The 21,049-nt window shown below is 67.7% G+C and carries 22 protein-coding genes; 12 read left to right on the top strand and 10 right to left on the bottom strand.

The features are described from left to right. The first annotated feature begins 82 nt into the window (after window positions 1-82). On the top strand, window positions 83-991 hold the full coding sequence (locus tag BR47_RS0101090) for an SDR family oxidoreductase (protein WP_029118324.1): 909 nt from the start codon (window positions 83-85) through the stop codon (window positions 989-991). Here BR47_RS0101090 and BR47_RS0101085 read toward each other — a convergent pair. Beyond that, the gene (locus BR47_RS0101085; protein ID WP_029118323.1) at window positions 988-1,890 is read right to left on the bottom strand and encodes an NAD-dependent epimerase/dehydratase family protein; all 903 of its coding nucleotides are present in this window, start codon (window positions 1,888-1,890) and stop codon (window positions 988-990) included. The genes BR47_RS0101090 and BR47_RS0101085 overlap by 4 nt on opposite strands. 35 nt (window positions 1,891-1,925) lie before the next feature. Here BR47_RS0101085 and dapB point away from each other — a divergent pair, with 35 nt between their 5' ends. Genes dapB through BR47_RS0101070 form a run of 3 tightly spaced genes read left to right on the top strand, consistent with a single transcriptional unit; the run spans window position 1,926 to window position 3,587 of the window. Beyond that, on the top strand, window positions 1,926-2,660 hold the full coding sequence (dapB, locus tag BR47_RS0101080; protein WP_020101915.1) for a 4-hydroxy-tetrahydrodipicolinate reductase: 735 nt from the start codon (window positions 1,926-1,928) through the stop codon (window positions 2,658-2,660). A 10-nt stretch (window positions 2,661-2,670) separates the two neighbouring features. Next, a complete protein-coding gene (locus BR47_RS0101075) occupies window positions 2,671-3,141 on the top strand; it encodes a tetratricopeptide repeat protein (protein WP_020101914.1) in 471 nt (156 codons plus the stop codon). Next, window positions 3,138-3,587, top strand: coding sequence for a flavodoxin family protein (locus BR47_RS0101070; RefSeq protein WP_036426518.1), 450 nt, complete (start codon window positions 3,138-3,140; stop codon window positions 3,585-3,587). The genes BR47_RS0101075 and BR47_RS0101070 overlap by 4 nt, the downstream gene beginning before the upstream one ends. An 18-nt stretch (window positions 3,588-3,605) precedes the next feature. On the opposite strand, the gene BR47_RS0101065 is transcribed toward BR47_RS0101070, so the two are convergent. Then, window positions 3,606-3,797 carry a DNA-directed RNA polymerase subunit alpha C-terminal domain-containing protein gene (locus BR47_RS0101065; RefSeq protein WP_020101912.1) on the bottom strand — a complete coding sequence of 64 codons (192 nt, stop codon included), beginning with the start codon at window positions 3,795-3,797 and terminating at the stop codon, window positions 3,606-3,608. 202 nt (window positions 3,798-3,999) lie between these two features. Here BR47_RS0101065 and BR47_RS0101060 point away from each other — a divergent pair, with 202 nt between their 5' ends. Next, on the top strand, window positions 4,000-4,479 hold the full coding sequence (locus tag BR47_RS0101060) for a hypothetical protein (RefSeq protein ID WP_029118321.1): 480 nt from the start codon (window positions 4,000-4,002) through the stop codon (window positions 4,477-4,479). Here BR47_RS0101060 and BR47_RS0101055 read toward each other — a convergent pair. After that, entirely contained in the window at window positions 4,473-5,390 is a 918-nt protein-coding gene (locus BR47_RS0101055) for an HpcH/HpaI aldolase/citrate lyase family protein (RefSeq protein WP_020101910.1), read from the bottom strand. The genes BR47_RS0101060 and BR47_RS0101055 overlap by 7 nt on opposite strands. Before the next feature lie 44 nt (window positions 5,391-5,434). Then, window positions 5,435-6,175, bottom strand: coding sequence for a dienelactone hydrolase family protein (locus tag BR47_RS0101050; protein ID WP_029118320.1), 741 nt, complete (start codon window positions 6,173-6,175; stop codon window positions 5,435-5,437). A gap of 73 nt (window positions 6,176-6,248) precedes the next feature. On the opposite strand from BR47_RS0101050, the gene BR47_RS0101045 reads away from it, so the two are divergent. The 3 genes from BR47_RS0101045 (at window position 6,249) to BR47_RS0101035 (ending at window position 8,499) form a co-directional block, all read left to right on the top strand. Next, on the top strand, window positions 6,249-7,049 hold the full coding sequence (locus BR47_RS0101045) for a thymidylate synthase (RefSeq protein WP_020101908.1): 801 nt from the start codon (window positions 6,249-6,251) through the stop codon (window positions 7,047-7,049). Window positions 7,050-7,193: 144 nt separating this feature from the next. After that, on the top strand, window positions 7,194-7,658 hold the full coding sequence (locus tag BR47_RS0101040) for a dihydrofolate reductase (RefSeq protein ID WP_029118319.1): 465 nt from the start codon (window positions 7,194-7,196) through the stop codon (window positions 7,656-7,658). A gap of 37 nt (window positions 7,659-7,695) precedes the next feature. Continuing rightward, window positions 7,696-8,499 carry a transglutaminase-like domain-containing protein gene (locus BR47_RS0101035; RefSeq protein ID WP_020101906.1) on the top strand — a complete coding sequence of 268 codons (804 nt, stop codon included), beginning with the start codon at window positions 7,696-7,698 and terminating at the stop codon, window positions 8,497-8,499. 23 nt (window positions 8,500-8,522) lie between these two features. Here the strand turns inward: BR47_RS0101035 and BR47_RS0101030 are convergent, their stop codons facing one another. Together BR47_RS0101030 and BR47_RS0101025 are read right to left on the bottom strand one after the other, a co-directional pair. Continuing rightward, window positions 8,523-10,664 (bottom strand): DNA gyrase subunit A, encoded by a 2,142-nt coding sequence (locus tag BR47_RS0101030; RefSeq protein ID WP_029118318.1) that lies wholly within the window; start codon window positions 10,662-10,664, stop codon window positions 8,523-8,525. A gap of 12 nt (window positions 10,665-10,676) precedes the next feature. Further along, entirely contained in the window at window positions 10,677-12,710 is a 2,034-nt protein-coding gene (locus BR47_RS0101025) for a toprim domain-containing protein (protein WP_029118317.1), read from the bottom strand. A 140-nt stretch (window positions 12,711-12,850) separates the two neighbouring features. On the opposite strand from BR47_RS0101025, the gene BR47_RS0101020 reads away from it, so the two are divergent. Beyond that, entirely contained in the window at window positions 12,851-14,047 is a 1,197-nt protein-coding gene (locus BR47_RS0101020) for a winged helix-turn-helix domain-containing protein (RefSeq protein WP_029118316.1), read from the top strand. Window positions 14,048-14,053: 6 nt separating this feature from the next. Here the strand turns inward: BR47_RS0101020 and BR47_RS0101015 are convergent, their stop codons facing one another. The 4 genes from BR47_RS0101015 to BR47_RS0101000 all read right to left on the bottom strand — a co-directional run bounded on the left by BR47_RS0101015 (window position 14,054) and on the right by BR47_RS0101000 (window position 17,438). Further along, window positions 14,054-14,446, bottom strand: coding sequence for a histone-like nucleoid-structuring protein Lsr2 (locus BR47_RS0101015; RefSeq protein WP_020101902.1), 393 nt, complete (start codon window positions 14,444-14,446; stop codon window positions 14,054-14,056). 202 nt (window positions 14,447-14,648) lie between these two features. After that, window positions 14,649-15,047 carry a VOC family protein gene (locus BR47_RS0101010; protein ID WP_029118315.1) on the bottom strand — a complete coding sequence of 133 codons (399 nt, stop codon included), beginning with the start codon at window positions 15,045-15,047 and terminating at the stop codon, window positions 14,649-14,651. A gap of 22 nt (window positions 15,048-15,069) precedes the next feature. Continuing rightward, window positions 15,070-16,479 (bottom strand): APC family permease, encoded by a 1,410-nt coding sequence (locus BR47_RS0101005; protein WP_029118314.1) that lies wholly within the window; start codon window positions 16,477-16,479, stop codon window positions 15,070-15,072. Between the two features lie 29 nt (window positions 16,480-16,508). Next, on the bottom strand, window positions 16,509-17,438 hold the full coding sequence (locus BR47_RS0101000) for a proline iminopeptidase-family hydrolase (protein WP_231506628.1): 930 nt from the start codon (window positions 17,436-17,438) through the stop codon (window positions 16,509-16,511). A 101-nt stretch (window positions 17,439-17,539) separates the two neighbouring features. Here BR47_RS0101000 and BR47_RS0100995 point away from each other — a divergent pair, with 101 nt between their 5' ends. From BR47_RS0100995 to BR47_RS0100985, 3 genes are all read left to right on the top strand, one after another. Further along, on the top strand, window positions 17,540-18,307 hold the full coding sequence (locus BR47_RS0100995) for a FadR/GntR family transcriptional regulator (protein ID WP_029118312.1): 768 nt from the start codon (window positions 17,540-17,542) through the stop codon (window positions 18,305-18,307). Between the two features lie 80 nt (window positions 18,308-18,387). Further along, window positions 18,388-19,290, top strand: a complete 903-nt coding sequence (dapA, locus tag BR47_RS0100990) for a 4-hydroxy-tetrahydrodipicolinate synthase (protein ID WP_029118311.1) — start codon at window positions 18,388-18,390, stop codon at window positions 19,288-19,290. Then, complete coding sequence (locus BR47_RS0100985; RefSeq protein WP_020101896.1) at window positions 19,287-20,966, top strand: ribonuclease J; 1,680 nt, start codon at window positions 19,287-19,289, stop codon at window positions 20,964-20,966. Before dapA ends, BR47_RS0100985 begins: the two co-directional genes overlap by 4 nt. The last annotated feature ends 83 nt before the right edge of the window (window positions 20,967-21,049 follow it).

The raw sequence follows: 21,049 nt of genomic DNA, 5'->3' as shown, positions 1-21,049 counted from the left end.
TCACCACGACTGATGACAGTAGCTGACATCAGGTGTACGTTCGGTGATGTCATGGACTGACATCAGTTGAGGAGTTGAAACCATGCGCATATTCGTCACCGGCGCCAGCGGACACATCGGATCGGTCGTCGTCCGCGACCTGCTGGAAGCCGGTCATCAGGTCACCGGACTCGCCAGATCCGACGCCTCGGCCGCCGCCGTCGCCGCCGCGGGGGCGCAGGTGCACCGCGGCAGTCTGGATGACCCGGACGGGCTCGCTGCCGCGGCCGCCGACTCGGACGGCGTCATCCATCTGGCCTTCAAACACGACTTCGCCAATTACGCCGACTCGCTCCAGTTGGACCTGCGCGCCGTCGAGGCCATGGGCGAGGCCCTGGCGGGCTCTGGCAAGCCGTTCGTGAACACCTCGGGCACCCTCATGCTGGCCTTCGGTGAGGCGGGCCGGCTCGGCACCGAGGACACCGACGTGAACAGGGACGCGCCGCGGGGCGCATCGGAACGGGCCACGCTCGCGCTGGCCGACCGGGGCGTGCGGTCATCAGTCGTCCGGCTCGCCCCGACGGTGCACGGCGACACCGATCACCACGGCTTCATCCCCAGTCTCATCGAATTCGCCCGTGCGGCAGGACGATCCGGGTATCAGGGTGACGGCTCGAACCGATGGCCGGCAGTGCACACCGTCGACGCCGCGCGGCTCTACCGGCTCGCGGTGGAGTCGGCGCCCGCCGGTTCGGTGTTGCACGGAGCGGCTGAACAGGGCATCGCCTTCCGTGACATCGCGCAGGCGATCGGCGACGGGTTGGGCGTGCCGGTGCAACCGATTCCCGCGGACGAAGCCGCGGCGCAGTTCGGTTTTCTCGCGGGCTTTGCCGCGCTGGACAACCCGACCTCGAGTGCTCGCACGCGGGCCCTGCTCGGCTGGGAGCCCGTACAGCCGACCCTGCTCGAAGACCTCAAGGCCGGTCACTACTTCGCGCCTGCGGGAGGCTAAGCGCCGATCAGCTCCGGGTGGAACTTGGTCACCAGCCGGCGGATGCCGTCGCGCCAGTCGACCGACGTGCCGCCGATCAGCTCGTGCATGCGGGTGGTGTCGGTCGGGCCGCCGCGTAGCGCGTTCGGGTCCTCGGTGAACACCGGCTCGCGGCCGACCAGTTCGCCGATGTAGGTGCACCAGTCCTGCAGGCTGACGGTCTGATCGCCGCACCAGTTCACGGTCGTGGCGGGCACCGATGCTACGTCCAGCAGCTTGGGCAGGGTGGCCAGGATGTCGTCTTCGTGAATCGGGTTGTACTGCGCCGGCCCGCCCGGCGGCACCTGGATCGGGATCCCGGCCAGGATCATCTCCATCTGGTAGTACGGCCAGCCGCCGTTGTCGCCGTAGGGCACGTTGAACCGGGCGATGGTGGCCGGCAGACCCAGCGCGCGGGACATGGTGCGCACGACCGTCTCGCCGGCGATCTTGGAGATCGAGTAGGTGGGGAAGAGGTGCTTGTGGTTGTCGCCCAGCGCCGCCGACTCGGCGCGCGGCTCGTCGCCGGGTGGGTCGTACACCGCGGCCGACGACGTGTGCAGGAACGCCTTGGCCTCGCGACAGTGCGCCATCAGCAGACCCACCGACTCGGCGTTGGCCGCGAGGTCCTTGTCCCACCGGCCGGTCTTGGCCACCGCGAGGTTGACGACATAGTCGAAATCGGTTGGCAGGGCGTCGAAGTCACCGACCGCCAGGTTGAGCGCCGCGCACCGGACGCCGGCCTGCTCCAGGTGCTGCCGGGCCTGCGGGTTGTTGAACCGGGCGACGCCCCACACCTCGTTGTCGGCCGCCAGGGCGGTGGCGATCGGGGTGGCCACCTGGCCGGTGACTCCGGTGATGAGGATCTTGGCGCCGCGCATGGGGCTGATAGTAGGGGGCCGCTAGGGTTGACCTCATGCGAGTCGGAGTTCTGGGTGCCAAGGGCAAAGTCGGTGCGACCATCGTCGACGGTGTGGAAGCCGCTGACGATCTGACGTTCACCGTCGGCGTCGACGCCGGTGACGAGCTCAGCCTGTTCACCGACAGCGGTACCGAGGTCGTCGTCGACTTCACGCACCCCGACGTGGTGATGAACAACCTGAAGTTCCTCATCGACAACGGCATTCACGCCGTCGTCGGGACCACGGGCTTCACCGCGGAACGCCTCGACCAGGTTCGCGAGTGGGTGGCCGCGAAGCCCGGCGTCGCGGTGCTCATCGCCCCGAACTTCGCGATCGGTGCGGTGCTGTCCATGCACTTCGCCAAGCTGGCCGCCCCGTTCTTCGAGTCGGCCGAGGTCGTCGAGCTGCACCACCCGCAGAAGGCCGACGCCCCGTCGGGCACCGCTACCCGCACCGCTCAGCTGATCGCCGAGGCGCGAAAAGGCTTGCCGCCCAACCCCGATGCCACCAGCACCGGTCTGGAGGGCGCGCGCGGCGCCGACGTCGACGGCATCCCCGTGCACTCGGTGCGGCTGCGCGGTCTGGTGGCGCACCAGGAAGTGCTGTTCGGCACGCAGGGCGAGACGCTGACCATCCGGCACGACAGCATCGACCGCACGTCCTTCGTGCCCGGCGTGCTGCTCGGTGTCCGCGAGGCGGCCAAGTACCCCGGGCTGACCATCGGCATCGAAAAACTGATGGGGCTGTGACGGGCCGGTGATGACGAAACCGAGCTCGCAGGTACTCCGCATTCAACTGGTCGTCGCATTCCTGTGCGTCGCGTTGGTGGTGTACTTCGTGATGCTCGGGCGCTCCGGCGTCATCCTCATGCAGTCGGGGGAGGCCGCGGCGATCGGGCTCGGCATCGGCATCTTCGTGTTGCCGCTGATCGGTCTGTGGGCCATGGTCGCCACGCTGCGCGCCGGTTTCGCGCACCAGCGGCTGGCCCGGCTGGCCCACGAGGAGGGCGTCGAGCTCGACGTCAGCGACCTGCCCAAGCGCCCGTCGGGCCGCATCGAACGCGACGCCGCCGACGCGTTGTTCGAGTCGGTGCGTGACGAGGTGGAGGCCAGCCCCGACGATTGGCGCGGCTGGTACCGGCTGGCGCGGGCCTACGACTACGCGGGGGACCGGACCCGGGCCCGCGAGACCATCCGCAAGGCCGTCCGGCTGGAACAAGCATCGCGATGAAACTCCTTGTCGTGCACCACACTCCGTCTCCGCACTGTCAGGAGATGCTCGAGGCGGTGCTCGCCGGAGCCACCGATCCCGAGATCGAGGGCGTCGACGTCGTGCGCCGTCCGGCGCTCACGCTGTCGGCCGCCGACGTCCTGGAGGCCGACGGCTACCTGCTGGGCTCGCCGGCGAACCTGGGCTACATGTCGGGCGCCTTGAAGCACGCGTTCGACCAGATCTACTACCCGTGCCTCGACGCGACACGTGGCCGGCCGTTCGGTCTGTGGCTGCACGGCAACGAGGGCACCGAAGGCGCCGAGCGGGCCGTCACCTCCATCACCACAGGTCTGGGGTGGGTGAAAGCGGCTGACTACGTGGTGGTTTCGGGCAAGCCCAGCAAGGTCGACGTGGAGGCCTGCTGGAACCTGGGCGCGACGGTCGCGGCGACGTTGATGGGCTGAGTCAGATCGAGGTCTACGTCATTGGCCCGCCGCCCGCACTTCGGCGAGGCTGAGGTAACCGAAGTTACGCAGCTTCAGGAGTTCGTCGTCGCTGGCCGCCTGCACGTCGGCGAGGCAGCGATAGCCCTCGCGGACCAGCACGCGGGCGGTGCGGGGCGTGAACTGCTCGAATTCGGCAGGGATCGGTGGCAAGTCCTGACCTTCGCTCATTCGGCTACCCCGTCTCGAAACTCAGGCATTGGCGGCGGAACGTGTAGGTCGAGGATGCACGGTCAACTCGGTTTCTGTGCCCAGAACCATTGACCCTGACGTGACGGCGCACCGCACTCGAACAAATGCGCCCTGGATTCAGGATCAAATGTGAAAACGCCGTATGGTGATTGACGTTTGCGTCGATCAGTGAGGAGCCGACATGGGAATCGCGGACCTGGCGCTGGGCGCCGCGCCGTTGGCCGGAGGCGCGCTGCTCGGGGCCGTCGCGGGCAACCTGAAGCCACCGGACGTGCGCGCCGCGATCAAGGCCGACATGGACCTGCTGGACCGCATCCCGGCCGAGCAGACCGAGCGTCGCGCCGAGCTGCAACGCACCATCGACATGCGGATCGACGAGGTGATCGCAGCCGTCGACCGCAGCCGCCAGCTCAAGTCGTCGGCGATCGGCTACGCGTTCAACCGCGAGGGCCGGCTGCGCGACATCCTCGTCTTCATCATGGCGGTGCTGTTCTGCATCATCTGGTGGAACCTCAAGCACTCGCGCACCGGCTGGCTGCCGATGTTCATCGCGCTGATCGTGTTCACCGCGCTATCCGGCTGGTACGCGCTGCGCGGCATCGTCCGGGCGTTCTCGTCAGTGCTGCGCCGGAACAAGAAGGCCGGGGACGCCGCTCAGTAGTGGTAGGTGTCCGACGGCGCCGACACGTGGTCGGGGTCGTCGCCGAACATCGACGGGTGAATGCCGTACGCCTTCGCCAGATCGAGAATCTTGTTGGCGCGCGCGATACGCGGCAGGTCCGAGCCGTTGCGGATTTCGCCGCCGTCGCGCTCGAACTCCGCGAAAAACTCCTGCGCCCAAGCGATCTCGTCGAGTGACGGGGACAGGCCCTCGTTGACCGTCCCGCACTGCTCCGGGGTCAGACAGATCTTGCCGGTCATGCCGAACTCGAGAGACACCGCGGTGGCTTCGCTGAGCTTGCGCGAGCTGGAACCGATGGTCGGGCCGTCGATGGCGCCCGGCAGGTGCGCGGCCTTGGCGGCGATGGTGAACCGAGAACGGGCGTAGGCCAGCGTCGCCGGGTTGTCGCCGAAGCCGGTGTCGCGGCGGAAGTCACCGATACCGAACGCCAGCCGGAACGTGCCCTTGGCCGACGCGATCTCGGTGATGCGCTCGAGCCCGCGGGCGGTCTCCACCAGCGCGACGATCGGCACGTTGGGCAGCCGCTTGGCGGTCTCGGTGACATGGTCGACGGACTCGACCATCGCCAGCATGATGCCGCCGACAGAGGTCTTCGACAGCATCTCCAGATCGTCGGCCCACCACGGGGTACCGAAGCCGTTGACGCGCACCCAGTCGGTGTTGCCGTCGCCGAGCCAACGCGCCGCGTTGTCGCGGGCGGAGTCCTTGTCCTTGGGCGCTACCGCGTCCTCGATGTCGATGATGACGATGTCGGCGCTGGAGCGCGTCGCCGGCGAGAAGCGGTCGAACTGCGATCCGTTGACCAGCAGCCAGCTGCGCGCGAGTACCGGGTCCAGTCGGGCTCCGTGCTCGTTGGCATCAGGTTCATAGGTGCTGGTCTGGTCATACACCCGTCAATCGTCCCGCACAGCGGGAGCAGCCCCCGCCCCGGGGGTTACTTCAGCGCCGCGCCGAACACCCGCTGCATCGCATCCCAGTGCCGCTTCGCCGCGGCTTCGTCGTAGGCGCCGGCGTTGTCGGGCACCGCGAAGCCGTGCGCGGCCGGGTAGAACTCGACGGTGTGCTCGACGCCGGCGTCGGTGAGTGCGCGGTCCAGAGTCTCGCCCTGCTCGGCGGTGAAGGACCCGTCATTCTCGGCGGCGCCGACGTAGACGACGGCGCTGATCCGGTCGGCGCGCAGGTGCGGGCTGTCGTCGGTATCGGTGACCAGTCCACCGCCGTGGAACGACATCGCCGCGGCGACGCGGTCGGGCAGCTTGCCGGCGACGACGAACGACGTGCGGCCGCCCATGCAGTAGCCGGTGGTGCCGAAGCTCTCGCCCGCCACATCGGGCCGGGCCGCCAGGTAATCGAAGAAGGCGCCGGCGTCGGCGACCATGACGTCCTGTGTGACGTTGCGCATCATCCCGAACAGCCGCGCGCGCTCGTTCTCGTCGGAGAACGCGGTGGCCATATCGAACGGTGCCCAGCCGGCCTCGCGGTAGTAGATGTCCGGCACCAGCACCACGTAGCCCAGCCCGGCGAGTTGTGCCGCCATGTCGTCGAAGGTCTGCCGGGGGCCGCCCGCGTCGGGGTACATGACGACCGCGGGCCAGGGGCCGGTGCCTTCGGGAGTGGCGACGGTGACGGCACAGCTGCCGTCGGCGGTGGTGATGGTGTCCTTTGCAATTGGCATGGCTTGGTCCTCTTCCCGTCGCTTCGCTCGCCCATTACGTTCTACTCCTCGGCCCAGAACGTAAGCTGGCAGTGTGGCTGTGCCGACTCCCTATGAAGACCTGCTGCGCCTCGTGCTGGAACAGGGCACGCCCAAATCGGATCGCACGGGGACCGGCACCCGGAGCCTCTTCGGCCATCAGCTGCGCTACGACCTGGCCGCGGGTTTCCCGTTGCTGACCACCAAGAAGGTGCACACCAAGTCGGTGATCTACGAACTGCTGTGGTTCCTGCGCGGCGACTCGAACGTGCGGTGGCTGCAGGAGCGCGGCGTCACCATCTGGGACGAATGGGCCTCGGAGACAGGCGAACTCGGGCCGGTGTACGGCGTCCAGTGGCGGTCGTGGCCGACGCCGTCCGGCGAGCATGTCGACCAGATCAGCGCCGCACTCGAGATGCTGAAGACCAACCCGGATTCGCGCCGCAACATCGTGTCGGCGTGGAACGTCGGCGAGATCGCCCAGATGGCGCTGCCGCCGTGCCACGCGCTGTTCCAGTTCTACGTCGCCGACGGCAAGCTGAGCTGCCAGCTGTACCAGCGAAGCGCTGACCTGTTCCTCGGCGTGCCGTTCAACATCGCCTCCTACGCACTGCTGACCCACATGATGGCCGCGCAGGCGGGCCTCGAGGTCGGTGACTTCGTCTGGACCGGTGGCGACTGCCACATTTACGACAACCACGTCGAGCAGGTGCAGTTGCAGCTGTCCCGCGAGCCCCGGCCGTACCCGGAACTTGTTCTCGCGCCGCGTGATTCGATCTTCGACTACCAGTACGAGGACATCGCGATCGTCAACTACGACCCGCACCCGGCCATCAAGGCGCCCGTTGCGGTCTGACGCCGTGGGGCCCGGAGCTCTGGTGACATGTTCGATCTGGACCGGTCAACTTTCCCTGACCCGTCAAGGAAAGTTGACCGGTTCAATTCGCAAGTGCCACAGGAGAGCCGACACGCCGACTGCGACACGCGGAGGAACGGCGCGGTGAAGCTGATCTGGGCCCAGGCCAATGGCGGCGTCATCGGCCGCGACAACGACATTCCGTGGCAGCTGCCCGAGGACATGGCGCATTTCAAAGAGCTGACGCTGGGCTCCACCGTGGTGATGGGCCGACTCACCTGGGAGTCGCTGCCGCCGCGGTTCCGGCCGCTGCCCGGCCGCCGCAACGTCGTGGTCAGCCGGGACGCGGGCTATATCGCCGAGGGCGCCGAGGTCGTGACGGCATTGCCTGCCGAGGTCGACGGCTGGGTGATGGGCGGGGCGCAGCTGTACGCGCTGGCGCTGCCGTCGGCGACGCTGTGCGAGGTCACCGAGATCGACGTCGACGTGCCGGACGGTGACGCCTTCGCGCCGACGTTGGACGACTCCTGGACGGTGACGTCAGGGCAGTGGCAGACCAGCAAGACCGGCCTGCGCTACCGCTTCTGCAGCTACCGGCGTCGGCAGTAGCCTGCCGACCGTCGCTCGTGCTGGCATCATCTGTCGCATGAAGCGACTCGTGAGCGCCGAACTCAACGTCGACGTGACCGAACCGACCACGCTCGAGTTTCAGATCGCGGTCGCCCCGCACCCCGGCGCCACGGTCGTCGAGTCGTTGTCCTTCATGTTGAACGGCAACGCGGTAATTCCCCACGAGGTATCCGGGGCACATGGAACCCGTATTCATACCTTCGATTCAGCCCCGGGCAACCTGAGCGTCCACTACTCGGCGACGATCGACGGGCGCAGCGACGCGGCTTCGGTCACGGAATACGACAAGACGATGTACCTGCGGCCCAGCCGGTACGCAGAAGCGGACAGGCTCTACGGCTTCGCCGCAGCCGAATTCGGCCAGTATTCAGACGCCGCAACCCTGTTGGAGAAAATCTCCTACTGGGTCGGGTACCGGCTCAACTACGTTCCCGGCTCCAGTGATCCCATCGACGGCGCCGTCGACACCCTGCTGGCCGGCAGGGGGGTCTGCCGGGACTACGCCCACTTGGTCGTAGCGCTACTGCGCGCCGTGAAAGTCCCGGCTCGCCTGGTGGCTGTATATGCGCCCGGGTGTGTTCCCATGGACTTCCACACCGTCGCCGAGGCGCTCGTCGACGGACAATGGCGTGTCGTCGACGCAACCGGGCTGGCGCCACGACAATCCATGGTGCGCATCGCCACCGGGCGCGATGCCGCTGATATCGCCTTCTTGGACAATCACAACGGTGCCATCAACCTGAACCGCGTCGCGGTCACCGCCGCGACTGATGCCGATCTGCCGATTGACTCGGTCCACGAATTGGTATCGATCACCTGACCCGTTCACGTGAACCCCGCGGGTCACGCCTCCGCGGGCGACACGTCCGAACCGGTGCCCTTCACCGACGACTTCGCGCGCTTCTCGGCGCGCACCGCCTTGCCGTTGCGCACGAACCCGGTGGGGGAGACCGCCGCCGACAGCAGCGCGTCCTCGCCCGCCACGAACGGATGGAAACCGACACCGGCGCCGCCGCGGCCCTTGACCGGGATGTCGGCGACTTCGGTTACCTTCCAACCCTTTTCAGAGGTCGATAGGATCGCTTCGCCGTTGCCGCACGTGATCGGCAGCGCGGCAATCACTTCGTCGCCGTCGCCCGCCAGCTTCACACCGGCCACGCCATTGCCAGCCGCGCCCTGCGGGTTCACCGCCGCCGGGTCGATGCGCAGAATCTTGCCGCGCCGCGTCACCAGCGCCAGGTGGTAGCCCGGCGTCAGCACACCCGAGCGCAGCAGCCCGGTGATGTCCGGGGCGACCGGGATGTCGCGGGTCTTGGACGGCAGGCCGTTGCCGTTCGTGAACTTGATGCGGCCATCGGTCCACACCGCCCAGCCCAGCCCGGCGGAGAGCAGGTCGCCGTGAGTGTCGGAGAACACGCCGCGATCGTCAAGGCGCCAGTTGGCGTTGACCTTCTTCTCCCGCGGGCCGTCGTCGTCGGAGCTCGACGCCGTCGGGGTGCCCTCGAAGTCCAGGACCGTCCGGCGGTCGAATTCGGGCCCGGCGAACAGCTTCGCCGTCTCCTTCAGTTCGTTGTCGATCACCACGCGGCGGGCGTCCGGGTTCGACACCAGCTCGGTGAGCTCCGCGAACTCCGCGTCGAGCTTGTCCGCCTCGGCCTGCAGCTCGATGACGTCGAGCTTCGTCAGCCGCCGAAGCTGCAGGGCCAGAACGTAGTTGGCCTGCTCCTCGTCGATGCTGAACCGTTCCTGCAGCCCCCGGCGGGCGTCGTCGACGGTGTCGGAGCCGCGGATGACCGCGACGGCGGCGTCGATGTCCAGGTGGATCTTCATCAAGCCGGCCACCAGATGCCTACGGGCGGTGACCTTCTCGAGCCGGTACTGGCTGCGGTGCAGCACTACCGAGTCGCGCAGGTGCAGGAACGCGCCGATCAGCTCGCGCACCGTCCACCAGCGCGGCACGCGGTCCTCGTCGAGCGCCACCAGGCTGGCGGCGAACGTCGACTCCAGCGGAGTCAGCGCGAGCAGCTGGTCGCGGATGGTCTCGGCGGCGTGCCCGCGTTTGGCGGTGACGACGATGCGCAGCCCGTTCCGGCGGTCGGTGAGGTCGGACATGTCGGCCACACCGGCCAGCTCGCCGGACTCGACGAGCGCCCGAATCCGGTCCTGCACAGTGTTACTCGCGACACCGGGCGGCAGTTCGGTGATGACGACGTTCTTGCCGTCGATCGACAGGGTGCCGCGCACCGTGAGCGCACCGCGGCCGGTGGTGAGGTACTCGCGCAACCCGGCCGTGCCGACCACCGTCGCCCCGCAGCCCCAGTCCGGGCCGGGAATGAGCTTGGCGAGCCGGTCGTCGGTCATGTTCGGGGTCTTCAGCAGCGCGCGACAGGCCGCCATGATCTCGCGCGGATTGTGCGCGGGGACCTTGGTGGCCCAGCCTTCGGCGATGCCGACGGCGCCGTTGCAGAGGAGCACCGGCCACTGGGCCGGCAGCATCGTGGGTTCGATCCACTCGCCGTCGAACGTGGGCACCATGGGCACCGCGTGGTCGTCGAGTTCGGCGGTCAGCGCCGCGCCGGGGGCCGACAGCCGCATCTCGGTGTACCGGTCGGCGGCGGGAATGTCACCTTGGATGCGCGGGAAAGCGCCCTGTCCGTCAATGACTTTCACGCGCTGGAACTCGGCGGCCATCAGCGCCGCGGCGCCGTACATCGACGCGCCGCCGTGTGGGTGCAGGTTGCCGGTGACGGCCGAGCAGACCTTCGAGGACTTCTGCGGCTTGTTGCCGGGCAGCAGTTTCGAGTCGTGCATCTGGTACAGCAGCCGGCGCTGGCCCGGCTTGAGGCCGTCGAACGCCGACGGGATGGCGCGGTCGCTGACGCTGTAGAGCGCGAACGTCAGCTGGTAGTGGTTCCAGTAGTCGTCGGCGCTCTGGTCGAGCACCAGGTCCGGATTCTGTTCGGGAAGGTCCAGTGGGGAGGTCACGATCGCGTCCTTCTAGTCCAGGTCCAGCGCAAGGGTGTCGACGACGGCGGCCACCTCGGCCATCCACGTGCGCCGGCCCTCGGGCGGCCCGCCGAACAGGGTGTGGTGCAGCTTCTTCTCGGCGTCGTCGAGGTGCACGCGAATCACGGTGCGCCGCTGCGGATCCAGCACGGTGTTCCAGAAGTCGTCGGCATCCATCTCACCGAGACCCTTGTTGCGCTGGACTTCCACCCGGCGTTTCGAGCGCGCCTTCAACTCGGCGACGGCGGTGTCGCGCTCGGACTCGTCCTGACAGTAGATGCGCTCTTGACCGTCCTTCACCACGAACAGCGGCGGCAGCGTCACGTAGACCATGCCGGCCGCGACGAGCGGGCGGTAGAAGTCCAGGAACATCGAGATCAGGCTCGAGTTGATGTTGCCGCCGTCGGGGTCGGCGTCGGAGGCGAACAGGATCCGGTCGTAGCGGCACTGCTCCGGGTCGCAGTTGTCGCGCACGCCGCAACCCAGTATGCGCTCGATGGAATCGAACTCGTCCTTGACCCGCGCCTTGTTGACGGTGAAGCCATAGACGTTGGGCGGCTTGCCTTTCAGCGGGAAGGCCGCCTGGAACGTCGCGTCGCGGGCCGCCTTGATGGTGCCCAGCGCCGAGTCGCCCTCGCACAGGAACAGTTCGGCGCCCGACCCGCGGCCGGTCTCCCGGCTGGGCAGCAGCTTCGGCGGCAGCGACAGGTTCGTGCCCAGCCCCTTGGCTTTCGACGCTGCGCGGGACCGCGCCTTGGCGCCCTCGGCGCTGCGGCGCGCCCGGGCCGACTCCAGCGCCAGCTGCGTCCACAGCGTCACCGTGTCGGCGTTGGCGGGGTTCGCCGCCCACACGTTGACACTGCGCGTCACATCGGGGGCCATCGCGACGTTCAGCGAGCGCGACGAGACGGCGGTCTTGGCCTGCGAGTCCCAGCCCACGTCGGGCGCACGGGTGTCGACGGCCAGCGCCGTGACCGCGGCGAAGTCCTGTGGCTCGGGTCCGTCCTCGCCCTTGGCCAGGCCCAGGTCGCGAATGCGGGACGCGCGGTCGGCCAGGGCCTCCGACAGCCCCTTGATGGCGGCGGTCAGGTGCGACCCGCCGCCGGGGGTGCGCACGGTGTTGCAGAACGCGGCCACCGTGGTCGGCTCGGCCGGACCGGCCGTCAGCGACCACCGGAACGGGGTGGGGCCGCGGCCGGTGGTGTATTCACCGCGGCCTTCGACCACCGCGCGCACCGTGGGCAGGGGAGTGCCCGCCGACGTGCACATGAGCTCCAGGAGCGCCTCGGTGCCCCACGGGCCGTTGAAGGGCTGCAGCAATGCGGGCGGGACGTCTTCGCCGGGCCAGCCCTCGTCGACGACGGTCAGGTGTACGCCGGGGCACATGCGGGCCGCGGCGTGGGCGCGCAGCAGGACCTCACCGATGTCGACGGTGGCGTCCGGCACGACGGCCTGGTCGAACAGGATCCGGACGGTGGTGCCGTGCGCGTCGGGTTTGCGGTTGCCGGTGCCGCGCAGCTTCTGGGTGTCGGCGCGGGTGAACTCGGCGTTCGGGTCGAATTCCTTGCCCTCGAATGTGCCGGGGTAGCCGTGGCCGAAGCTCTGCAGGTAGGTCTTGCCGGCGCGGCGCACGGTGACGTCGGTGCGGGCCGAGATGAACACCGCGGCCGCGGCGCCGATGCCGTTCAGGCCGGCGCCGGTGCTGGTGGCATCGCTGTGGGCGGAGAACTTGCCGCCGGCGCGCGCGGTCCCGAGGGTCTTGACGATGCCGTTCTTGCCGGTCACGGGGTCGGAGTCGATGGGCAGGCCGCGGCCGTCGTCGGCGACGCTCACCGAGCCGTCGGCATGCAGGGTGATGGTGACGGTGGAGCCGCCGTGGCTGGGGTCGGCGACCTCCTCGACCGCGTTGTCCACCAGCTCGCGCAGAGCGGTGTTGAGCACATCCAGGCCCAGGTTGACCGCCGGGCGCAGGCGGGTGTGCTGAACATCGTCGAGTTCGGTGATGTCCGCAGCGTTGTAGCTCACTGCTGGTCCTTTCCGTCAGGGCCGGCCGGGAACAGCCGAAGCCCCAATACAGGGTGTGCCGCAGGAATGGTAGGCGGTTCGGCCGACAACGTTGCAGAACCATGCGCGAGTTTGTCGGTGGCCTGCGCCACGATGTGACTGTGGCAGCACTCACCATGGTCCAGGCCCGTCGCATCGCCGTCGCCGCCCAGGGCCTTCACGAACCCAAGCCGTCCGGGGCGGTAACCCGGGCGCACCTGAAGCGTTTGATGTCCAGAATACAAGTGCTGCAATTGGATTCGGTATCGGTCTGTGTACGGGCGCACTACGCGCCGGTGTTCAGCCGGCTCGGCCCCTACGATCGGGACGCGCTCGACGCGCTGGCGTGGAGCCACAGTGCCCGGTCGCCGCGGCAATTCATCGAGTACTGGGCGCACGAAGCGGCGTTGTTGCCGGTCGACGACTGGCCGCTGCTGCGCTGGCGCATGCGTGAGTACACCCACGGCCGCTGGGGCACCGAGATCGTCAAGCGCAACGGTGAGCTGGCCGAGAAGATCGTCGCCGCTGTTGCCGAACTCGGGCCGTCGACTGCCGGACAGATCGAGGCCCACCTCGAGGCCGAACCTCGCGGCGCCAAAGGGCCCTGGTGGGGGCGCAGTGACACCAAGTGGGTCGCAGAGGCGCTGTGGTCGTCGGGCGTGCTCACCACCGCCACCCGGGCCGGATTCGCGCGGCACTATGACCTGGTCGAGCGGGTGCTGCCGGCGGAGGTGCTGGCCCGGGAGGTCTCGGACGACGAGGCGGTCCGGCAGTTGGTGCTCAAGGCGGCCGGGGCGCTGGGCGTGGGGACCGAGGCCGACATCCGCGACTACTTCCGGCTGGGCGCCCGCCAGGCGAAACCCGCGTTGGCGGCGCTGGTGGCCTCCGGAGAGCTGGAACCCGTCACGATCGACGGGGTTCCGGCCTACCTGCGCGCCGGGCAGAAAGTGCCTCGCGCGGACCGGGGCACCGCACTGCTGTGCCCGTTCGACCCGCTGATCTTCTTCCGGCCCCGAGTCGAGCGGCTGTTCGGCTTCCACTACCGGATCGAGATCTACACCCCGGCCCCGAAGCGCCAATTCGGTTACTACGTCTGGCCTTTCCTGCTCGACGGCCAGTTGGTGGGGCGGGTCGACCTGAAACGCACCGCCGACTCCTTGAATGTCGTGGGCGCGTTCGCCGAGGACGGCCAGGACCGCGCGCGGGTGGCCGCGGCCCTGGTGCCGGAACTCAGATCGATGGCGACGTGGCTCGGCGTCGACGACGTGACGGTCGGGGATCGCGGGGATCTGGTGACCGAGTTGCGACGACGGGTCTAGCGCCGGCTAGTTCGCGGCGTGGTACGCCTCGACGATGTCTGCCTTGATGCGGCCGCGGGCCGCGACGTCGTAGCCGTTCTCCTGTGCCCACTCGCGGATCGCGGCGAGCTGCTCCTTCGAGGACGCGGCCTTCTTGCCACGGCGGCGCGCCGTGCCGCTCTTGGGGGCCCGAGTGCTCGGCTCGGCGACTTTCTGGGTCCGGGTGCGACGGCCGCCGACGCGGGTCGCGGCGTCCAGATACGGTGCCAGCGCCTTCTCGAACTTCGCCACGTTCGCAGCGGAAAGATCGATCTGGTAATCAACCCCACGTACCGAGAAGTTAATCCGCTCACCCGTGTCGTCGGTGATTTCAGTGCCGTTAATATCGTCAACAAGTTGGACGACAATGCGTTCGGCCACGAATGATCTCCTTTATCGGGGGTGTTCGGCCGGAAGTGTAACGATAAAAAATAAGAAGGGCACTCCGGAGTCTCTATTGCCGGTAGTAGTGTGCCGGTTCACAGCTTTTTAGCGGCAATCCGACTGAATATCGAAAATTCAAAAGGGGCGGTAATTGCCACGGCCCCAAGCTGATTCGACCCGCGTCCCCACGCGAACCTGATCACTGCGCGTCGTGATGGCACACCGCTTCCAGCATGATGCCGAACGGGTCCAGCCAGAACATGGCGAAGTAGGGCGGCGGATATTGCGGGAACGACTGCGGTGGATGCAGCACCTCGCCGCCGGTTCGCTGCACGAACTCGTGGACGCGCTCGACCGCGGATCGCGTCTTGACCATAAAAGCGAGGTGTTGCAGCCCGGTGCGATGTCGCGAGTGATCACCGGGCGCTGCGGTCGGATAGAAAAACAGGTAGGTGCCAGGTTTGCCGCCGGCCGGGCGAAAGGCGAACTCGTCGTCGGCGGCAATGAAAGGCTCGAAACCTACCAATGGCATGAATTCGTCGTAGTAATTCTTCGCCGCCCCGAGATCGGGCACGTTGATGCCGAGATGGCCGAGCATCATCCGACTCTAATGCCGGGTGCTAACCGGCCACCTCCAGTTGCGGTTCGTCACCGAGCGTCGGCACGCCGCGGCCGCGCAGCTTGTTGACCAGGAACACCACCGCGCCGATGCCCAGCCACACGATGCCGCCGATCTTGGCCAGCGAATCCGCGTTGAACAGCACATAGCCGATGATCAGGAAGCCCAGCGTCGGCACCACGAGGTGTAGCAGATAGTTCCGCGACTTCTTGCGGCCCAGGTAGTACCAGACCACCGATACGTGCAGCAGGCAGAAGGCGAACAGCGCGCCGAAGTTCACCAGTGACGAGATCAGCGCGATCTGGCCGACGAAGAACAGCACGAGGACCACGCTGATCGCGCTGACCAACAGGATCGCGGCGTACGGCACCTTGCGTGAGCTGACATTGGACAGGAAAGCGGGTAGCTGTCGGTCCCGGCTCATCGAGAACAGCAGCCGGCTGGTCGCGGCCTGCGCGGCCATCGCGTTGGCGAATCCCACGGCGAGCACGTTGACGACGAAGAATGCGTTCATCCACCCCGTGCTGGACGCTGCCTCGACCAGTTTGAAGAATGCGTTGCCCGCCTCGTCGTCGCTGAATGATGCCCGGCCGCCAGCCAACAGGCTGGCCAACCACGTCTGGCCGATGAACAGGAGCGCCACGATGAACAACGCGCAGACCATGGCTTTGCCGGCCGGATTGCGCGTGCCGGTGGATTCCTCGGCGAGTGTCGAAATACCGTCGAAGCCAAGGAAACTCAGGACGGCGATCGACAGTGCGGCGGCGATCAGCGGAGCGCTGACGGTGTCCGGATTCCAGATCGGCGTCGTGCTCCAGTGCACATTCGGCAGCGAGTCACCGTTGATGGCCCGCACCGCGATGACGACGAAGATCGCGAGGAAGACCAGCTCGAGCACCAGGAAGAGCCGGTTGGCCATCTTCAGCGAGTCGACGCCGAGCAGATTGATGACGGTGTTGACCAGGACGAACACCAGCGCCCACAGCCATCGCGGCGTCCCGGGGAAGAGGCCGATCATCGATTCGGCGGCCAGTACGTACAGCAGCGTCGGGATCAGCAGGTAATCCAGGAGGATCGCCCATCCCGCGAAAAAGCCTGCGCCGGGATGGATTCCGCGGCCGACATACGAGAACACCGATCCGGCGAGCGGGAACGACTTGGCCATCTGCGCATACGCCGTCGCCGTGAACACCATCGCGATCAGGCCGATGAGGTAAACCAGTGGCACCATGCCGCCGGCGCTGTTGTACACGACGCCGAAGATGGTCCAGGGTGCGATCGGCACCATGAACACCAGCCCGTAGACGACGAGGTCGACGGTCGAGACGGAACGATTGAGTTCCTGTTTGTAGCCGAATGATTCGAGGGCGCGTTGGCCTTCGCCGGTGGTGAGGCGGGTGGTGGTTGCCATGGCAGTCCTATCGGGTCGAGCGGATGGGGTCAGACCAGGGCGTCGGTGGCCAGATCGTGGTTGGCGTCGTGGTTGGCGAGGAACGCGGCGACGAAAGCGCGGAATTCCGTTGGCTTCTCGAGGTGCGAGCAGTGACTGGTGCCGGGGAAGACGTGCCCGACGGCACCGGGGATGTGGTCGAGGAACGGCTGCCAGGAGTCGGGGGTGGCCTCGTCGAACTCGCCGGCGACGATCAGTGTGGGCGCGTTGATCGCGGGCAGCCGGTCGATGATGCTCCATGCGCCCAACGTGCCCATGACGTGAAACTCGTTGGGCCCGTTCATCGTGTGATAGACGGTGGGTTCCGCCTCCATCTGCGCGATGGTGTCGACGAGATCCTGTGGCATGGGTACGACGCGGCACAGGTGGCGCGCGTAGAACTCGTCGGTCGCGGCCAGGTACTCAGGATCGTCGACCGTCCCCGCGTCCTCATGCCGGGTCAGTGCGGCTTGGGTGTCCGGTGGCAATTGCGTGCGCAGCTGTGCGCAGCCGGCCATCCAGAGTTCCATCGACGCGGGGGAGTTGCAGATGACGAGCGATGCGAGCCCCGACGGTCGGCGCACTGCGATCTCCGCGCCCAGCATGCCGCCCCAGGACTGGCCCAGCAGGTGGTACTCGTCGATGCCCAGGGCATCGCGGACGGTGTGGAATTCCTCGACGAAGAGCGCTGGCGTCCAGAACGCGGCGGGCGCATCGGGCAGGTGAGTGCTGTTGCCGCAGCCGATCTGGTCGTAATGGATCACCGTGCGGCCCGTTTCGGCGGCCAGTTCGGCGATGTTGCGTACGTAGTTGTGTGCCATGCCCGGCCCGCCGTGCAGCACGAACAGCGGAAGTGCTCCCGGCTCCGGCGACGACGGCGTGGTCACCTGGACCCAGGTCTCGTAGTCGCGGAACGGCACATGGTGGCTGGTGGTCGGCATGTCGGCCAGCATGTTTCATTAATGGTCTCATCACAAGACCATTAATCGAGATTTAACAATCCGTGTCGATACTCTGTGTGGCGACAGGAAGGGAGCCGGCGATGACACATCTCCACGGTGTGGATGCCCCCGGCCTACTCGACCGTGAGCTCGAGTCGTCCACTCGGGTCGACGAGATCACCGACCGGCTGGTGACCGCCATCGCCATCGGCGAATACCTGCCCGATGCCCGGCTGCCCGCCGAACGCGAACTGGCGGCGTCGCTGCGAGTCGGCCGGATGACGGTACGCGCGGCACTCGCCCGACTGGTGGACCGCGGTCTGGTGGAGACGCGGCGGGGCCGTGGCGGTGGCTCGTATGTGTTGCAGCAATGGCCTGACTCGTCGACGGAAGCGGTGGTCCGCACCTTGCGGATGCGGGTCGACGAGATTCGCGACCGGTGTGACGCGATCTGCCGCGTTCACGGTGCGGTGAGCCGGGCCGCGGCGGAATCCCGCACCGCGGGCGACATCGACGTGCTGCGGCAGTGTCTCGACGACTACCGCCGGGCCGACAGCGGATTGGCCGCCCAGCAAGCCGACAGCGCCCTACACCTCGCGATCATGGATGCCGCCCACAACGCCGTCCTCAAACAGGTGCTGCTCGACCTGGAAGCATCGGTCAGCATCGGCGCTCCGGCGCACGTGTGGGGCGAGCCGGTGACGATGCGGCAGATGGAACTGCGCGCGCTGGGTGAGCACACGACGCTCGTCGACGCCATTGCCGAAGGCCGCGGCGATGACGCCGAGGAACTGGCGCGTGCTCACGTCGCCATCGATTTCGAGAACATCACGGCGGCGATGCGGCGTGCCGGGATGCTCATCGACTGAACCCGCCGCCCGGAGCCGCGCGCGGGCGCAGCGGGCGGCGGTGCAAAACCAGGGCGAACCAGCGGGTAATCTTGTCGCCCGTGACCACCACCGGAATCGACGTCAGCGCACGCTTGGGCACCGTGCTGACTGCCATGGTGACGCCGTTCGGCCCGGACGGCTCGCTTGATCTGGCTGGTGCGAAGAAGGTAGCCAAGTACCTGGTCGACAAGGGGTGCGACGGCCTCGTCGTTTCCGGCACCACCGGCGAATCGCCGACCACCACCGACGACGAGAAGATCGCCCTGCTCGAGGCGGTTCTCGAAGAGGTCGGCGACCGGGCCCGCATCATCGCCGGCGCCGGCAGCTACGACACCGCGCACAGCGTCCACCTGGCCAAGGCCAGCGCCGCTGCCGGCGCGCACGGTCTGCTCGTCGTGACGCCGTACTACTCGAAGCCGCCGCAGGCCGGCCTCGTCGCGCACTTCACCGCCGTCGCCGACGCCACCGACCTGCCGGTGGTCCTGTACGACATCCCGCCGCGCTCGGCCGTCCCGATCGAATGGGACACCATCCGGACGCTGTCGGCGCACCCGAACATCGTCGCCGTCAAGGACGCCAAGGGCGATCTCAACGGTGGCGCGCAGATGATGGCCGAGACCGGGCTGGCCTACTACTCCGGCGACGACACGCTCAACCTGCCGTGGCTCGCGATGGGCGCCACCGGGTTCGTCAGCGTCTGGGGTCATGTGGCCGCCGGCCAACTCCGGGACATGTTGTCGGCCTTCAACTCCGGCGACATCGCCACCGCACGCAAGATTCATGTGGGCCTGTACTCGCTCGGCGAGGCGCAGAACCGGCTCGGCGGCGTCACCATGAGCAAGGAAGGCCTGCGGTTGCTGGGTATCGAGGTCGGTGACCCGCGGTTGCCGCAGGTGCCCGCCACGCCGGATCAGCTGACGGCACTCGCCGCGGACCTGCGCACGGCATCGGTGCTTGCGTGACCAGACCCGACTTCGCACCGCCCGGTCCATTGGAGCCGGGCGGTCTGCGTGTGACGGCACTGGGCGGCATCAGCGAAATCGGCCGCAACATGACCGTTTTCGAGCACCTGGGCCGGCTGCTGATCATCGACTGCGGCGTGTTGTTCCCGACGCACGACGAGCCCGCCGTCGACCTGATCCTGCCGGACATCCGGCACATCGAGGACCGGCTGGCCGACATCGAGGCGCTGGTGCTCACGCACGCGCACGAGGACCACATCGGCGCCATCCCGTATCTGCTCAAGATGCGGCCCGACATCCCCGTGGTGGGCTCGCGGTTCACGCTGGCCCTGGTCGCCGCCAAATGCCGTGAGCACCGGATCAAGCCCAACATGCAGATCGTCGCCGAGGGGCAGCGCAGCACCCACGGGGTGTTCGAGTGCGAGTACTTCGCGGTCAACCACTCGATTCCCGACGCCCTCGCGATCGCCGTGCACACCGGTGCCGGCACGGTGCTGCACACCGGTGACATCAAGCTGGATCAGCTGCCGCCGGACGGCCGGCCCACCGATCTCCCCGGCATGTCCCGGCTCGGCGAACAGGGCGTCGACCTGTTCCTGTGCGACTCGACCAACGCCGAGATTCCCGGGGTCAGTCCCTCCGAGAGCGAGGTCGGCCCGAACCTGCACCGCCTGATCCGCGGCGCCGACGGCCGCGTCATCGTGGCGTGCTTCGCGTCGAACGTCGACCGCGTGCAGCAGATCATCGACGCCGCCGTGGCGCTGGGGCGCAAGGTGTCCTTCGTCGGCCGCTCGATGGTCCGCAACATGGGGATCGCCAAGGAACTCGGCTTCCTCAACGTCGACGACGATGACGTCATCGACATCGGTGCGGCCGAGCTGCTGCCGGCCGACCGCGTCGTGCTGATCACCACCGGGACTCAGGGCGAGCCCATGGCGGCGCTGTCCCGGATGTCCCGCGGCGAGCACCGCAGCATCACGTTGACGGCCGGCGATCTGATCATCCTGTCCAGCTCGCTGATCCCCGGCAACGAGGAAGCCGTCTACGGCGTGATCGACGCGCTGGCCAAGATCGGCGCCCGCGTCGTGACCAATCAGCAAGTGCGCGTGCATGTTTCCGGCCACGCCTTTGCCGGCGAGCTGCTGTTCCTGTACCGCGGGGTGCGGCCGCGCAACGTCATGCCGGTGCACGGCACCTGGCGGCACCTGCGCGCCAACGCCAAGCTCGCGATCCGCACCGGGGTGCCGGAGGAGAACGTCGTCCTCGCCGAGAACGGCGTCAGCGTCGATCTGATCAACGGGCAGGCCCGCATCGCCGGCGCCGTGCCGGTGGGCAAGGTGTTCGTCGACGGTCTGGTGCTGGGTGACGTCGGCGACGCCACCCTGGGCGAAAGGCTCACGCTGACTTCGGGTTTCATCGCGGTCACCGTGGTGATCAGCCGTGAGACCGGCAAGCCGGTGGCCCCGGTGCACCTGCACTCGCGTGGCTTCTCGGAGGATCCCAAGGCCCTCGAGCCGGCTGCCGAGAAGGCGCAGGCGGCGTTGGAAACCCTTGTCTCCGAGCAGGTTACCGATCCCGCGCGCATCGCCCAGGCGGTGCGGCGGGCCGTCGGCAAATGGGTCGGCGAGACCTATCGGCGCCAGCCGATGATCGTGCCGACGGTCCTCGAAATTTAGCTCCGCGACAATAAGCCGGTGTAACGCATCGGTGCGAGGGAAACCCCCATCTGGGTCGCTCCGTACCACTAAACTCGGCCCGG

This window comes from Mycobacterium sp. UNC410CL29Cvi84 (assembly GCF_000686745.1).
GTDB lineage: Bacteria > Actinomycetota > Actinomycetes > Mycobacteriales > Mycobacteriaceae > Mycobacterium > Mycobacterium mucogenicum_B.
The sequence above is the reverse complement of the archived record's forward strand: the minus strand, read 5'-3'. Positions and strand labels throughout refer to the sequence as shown.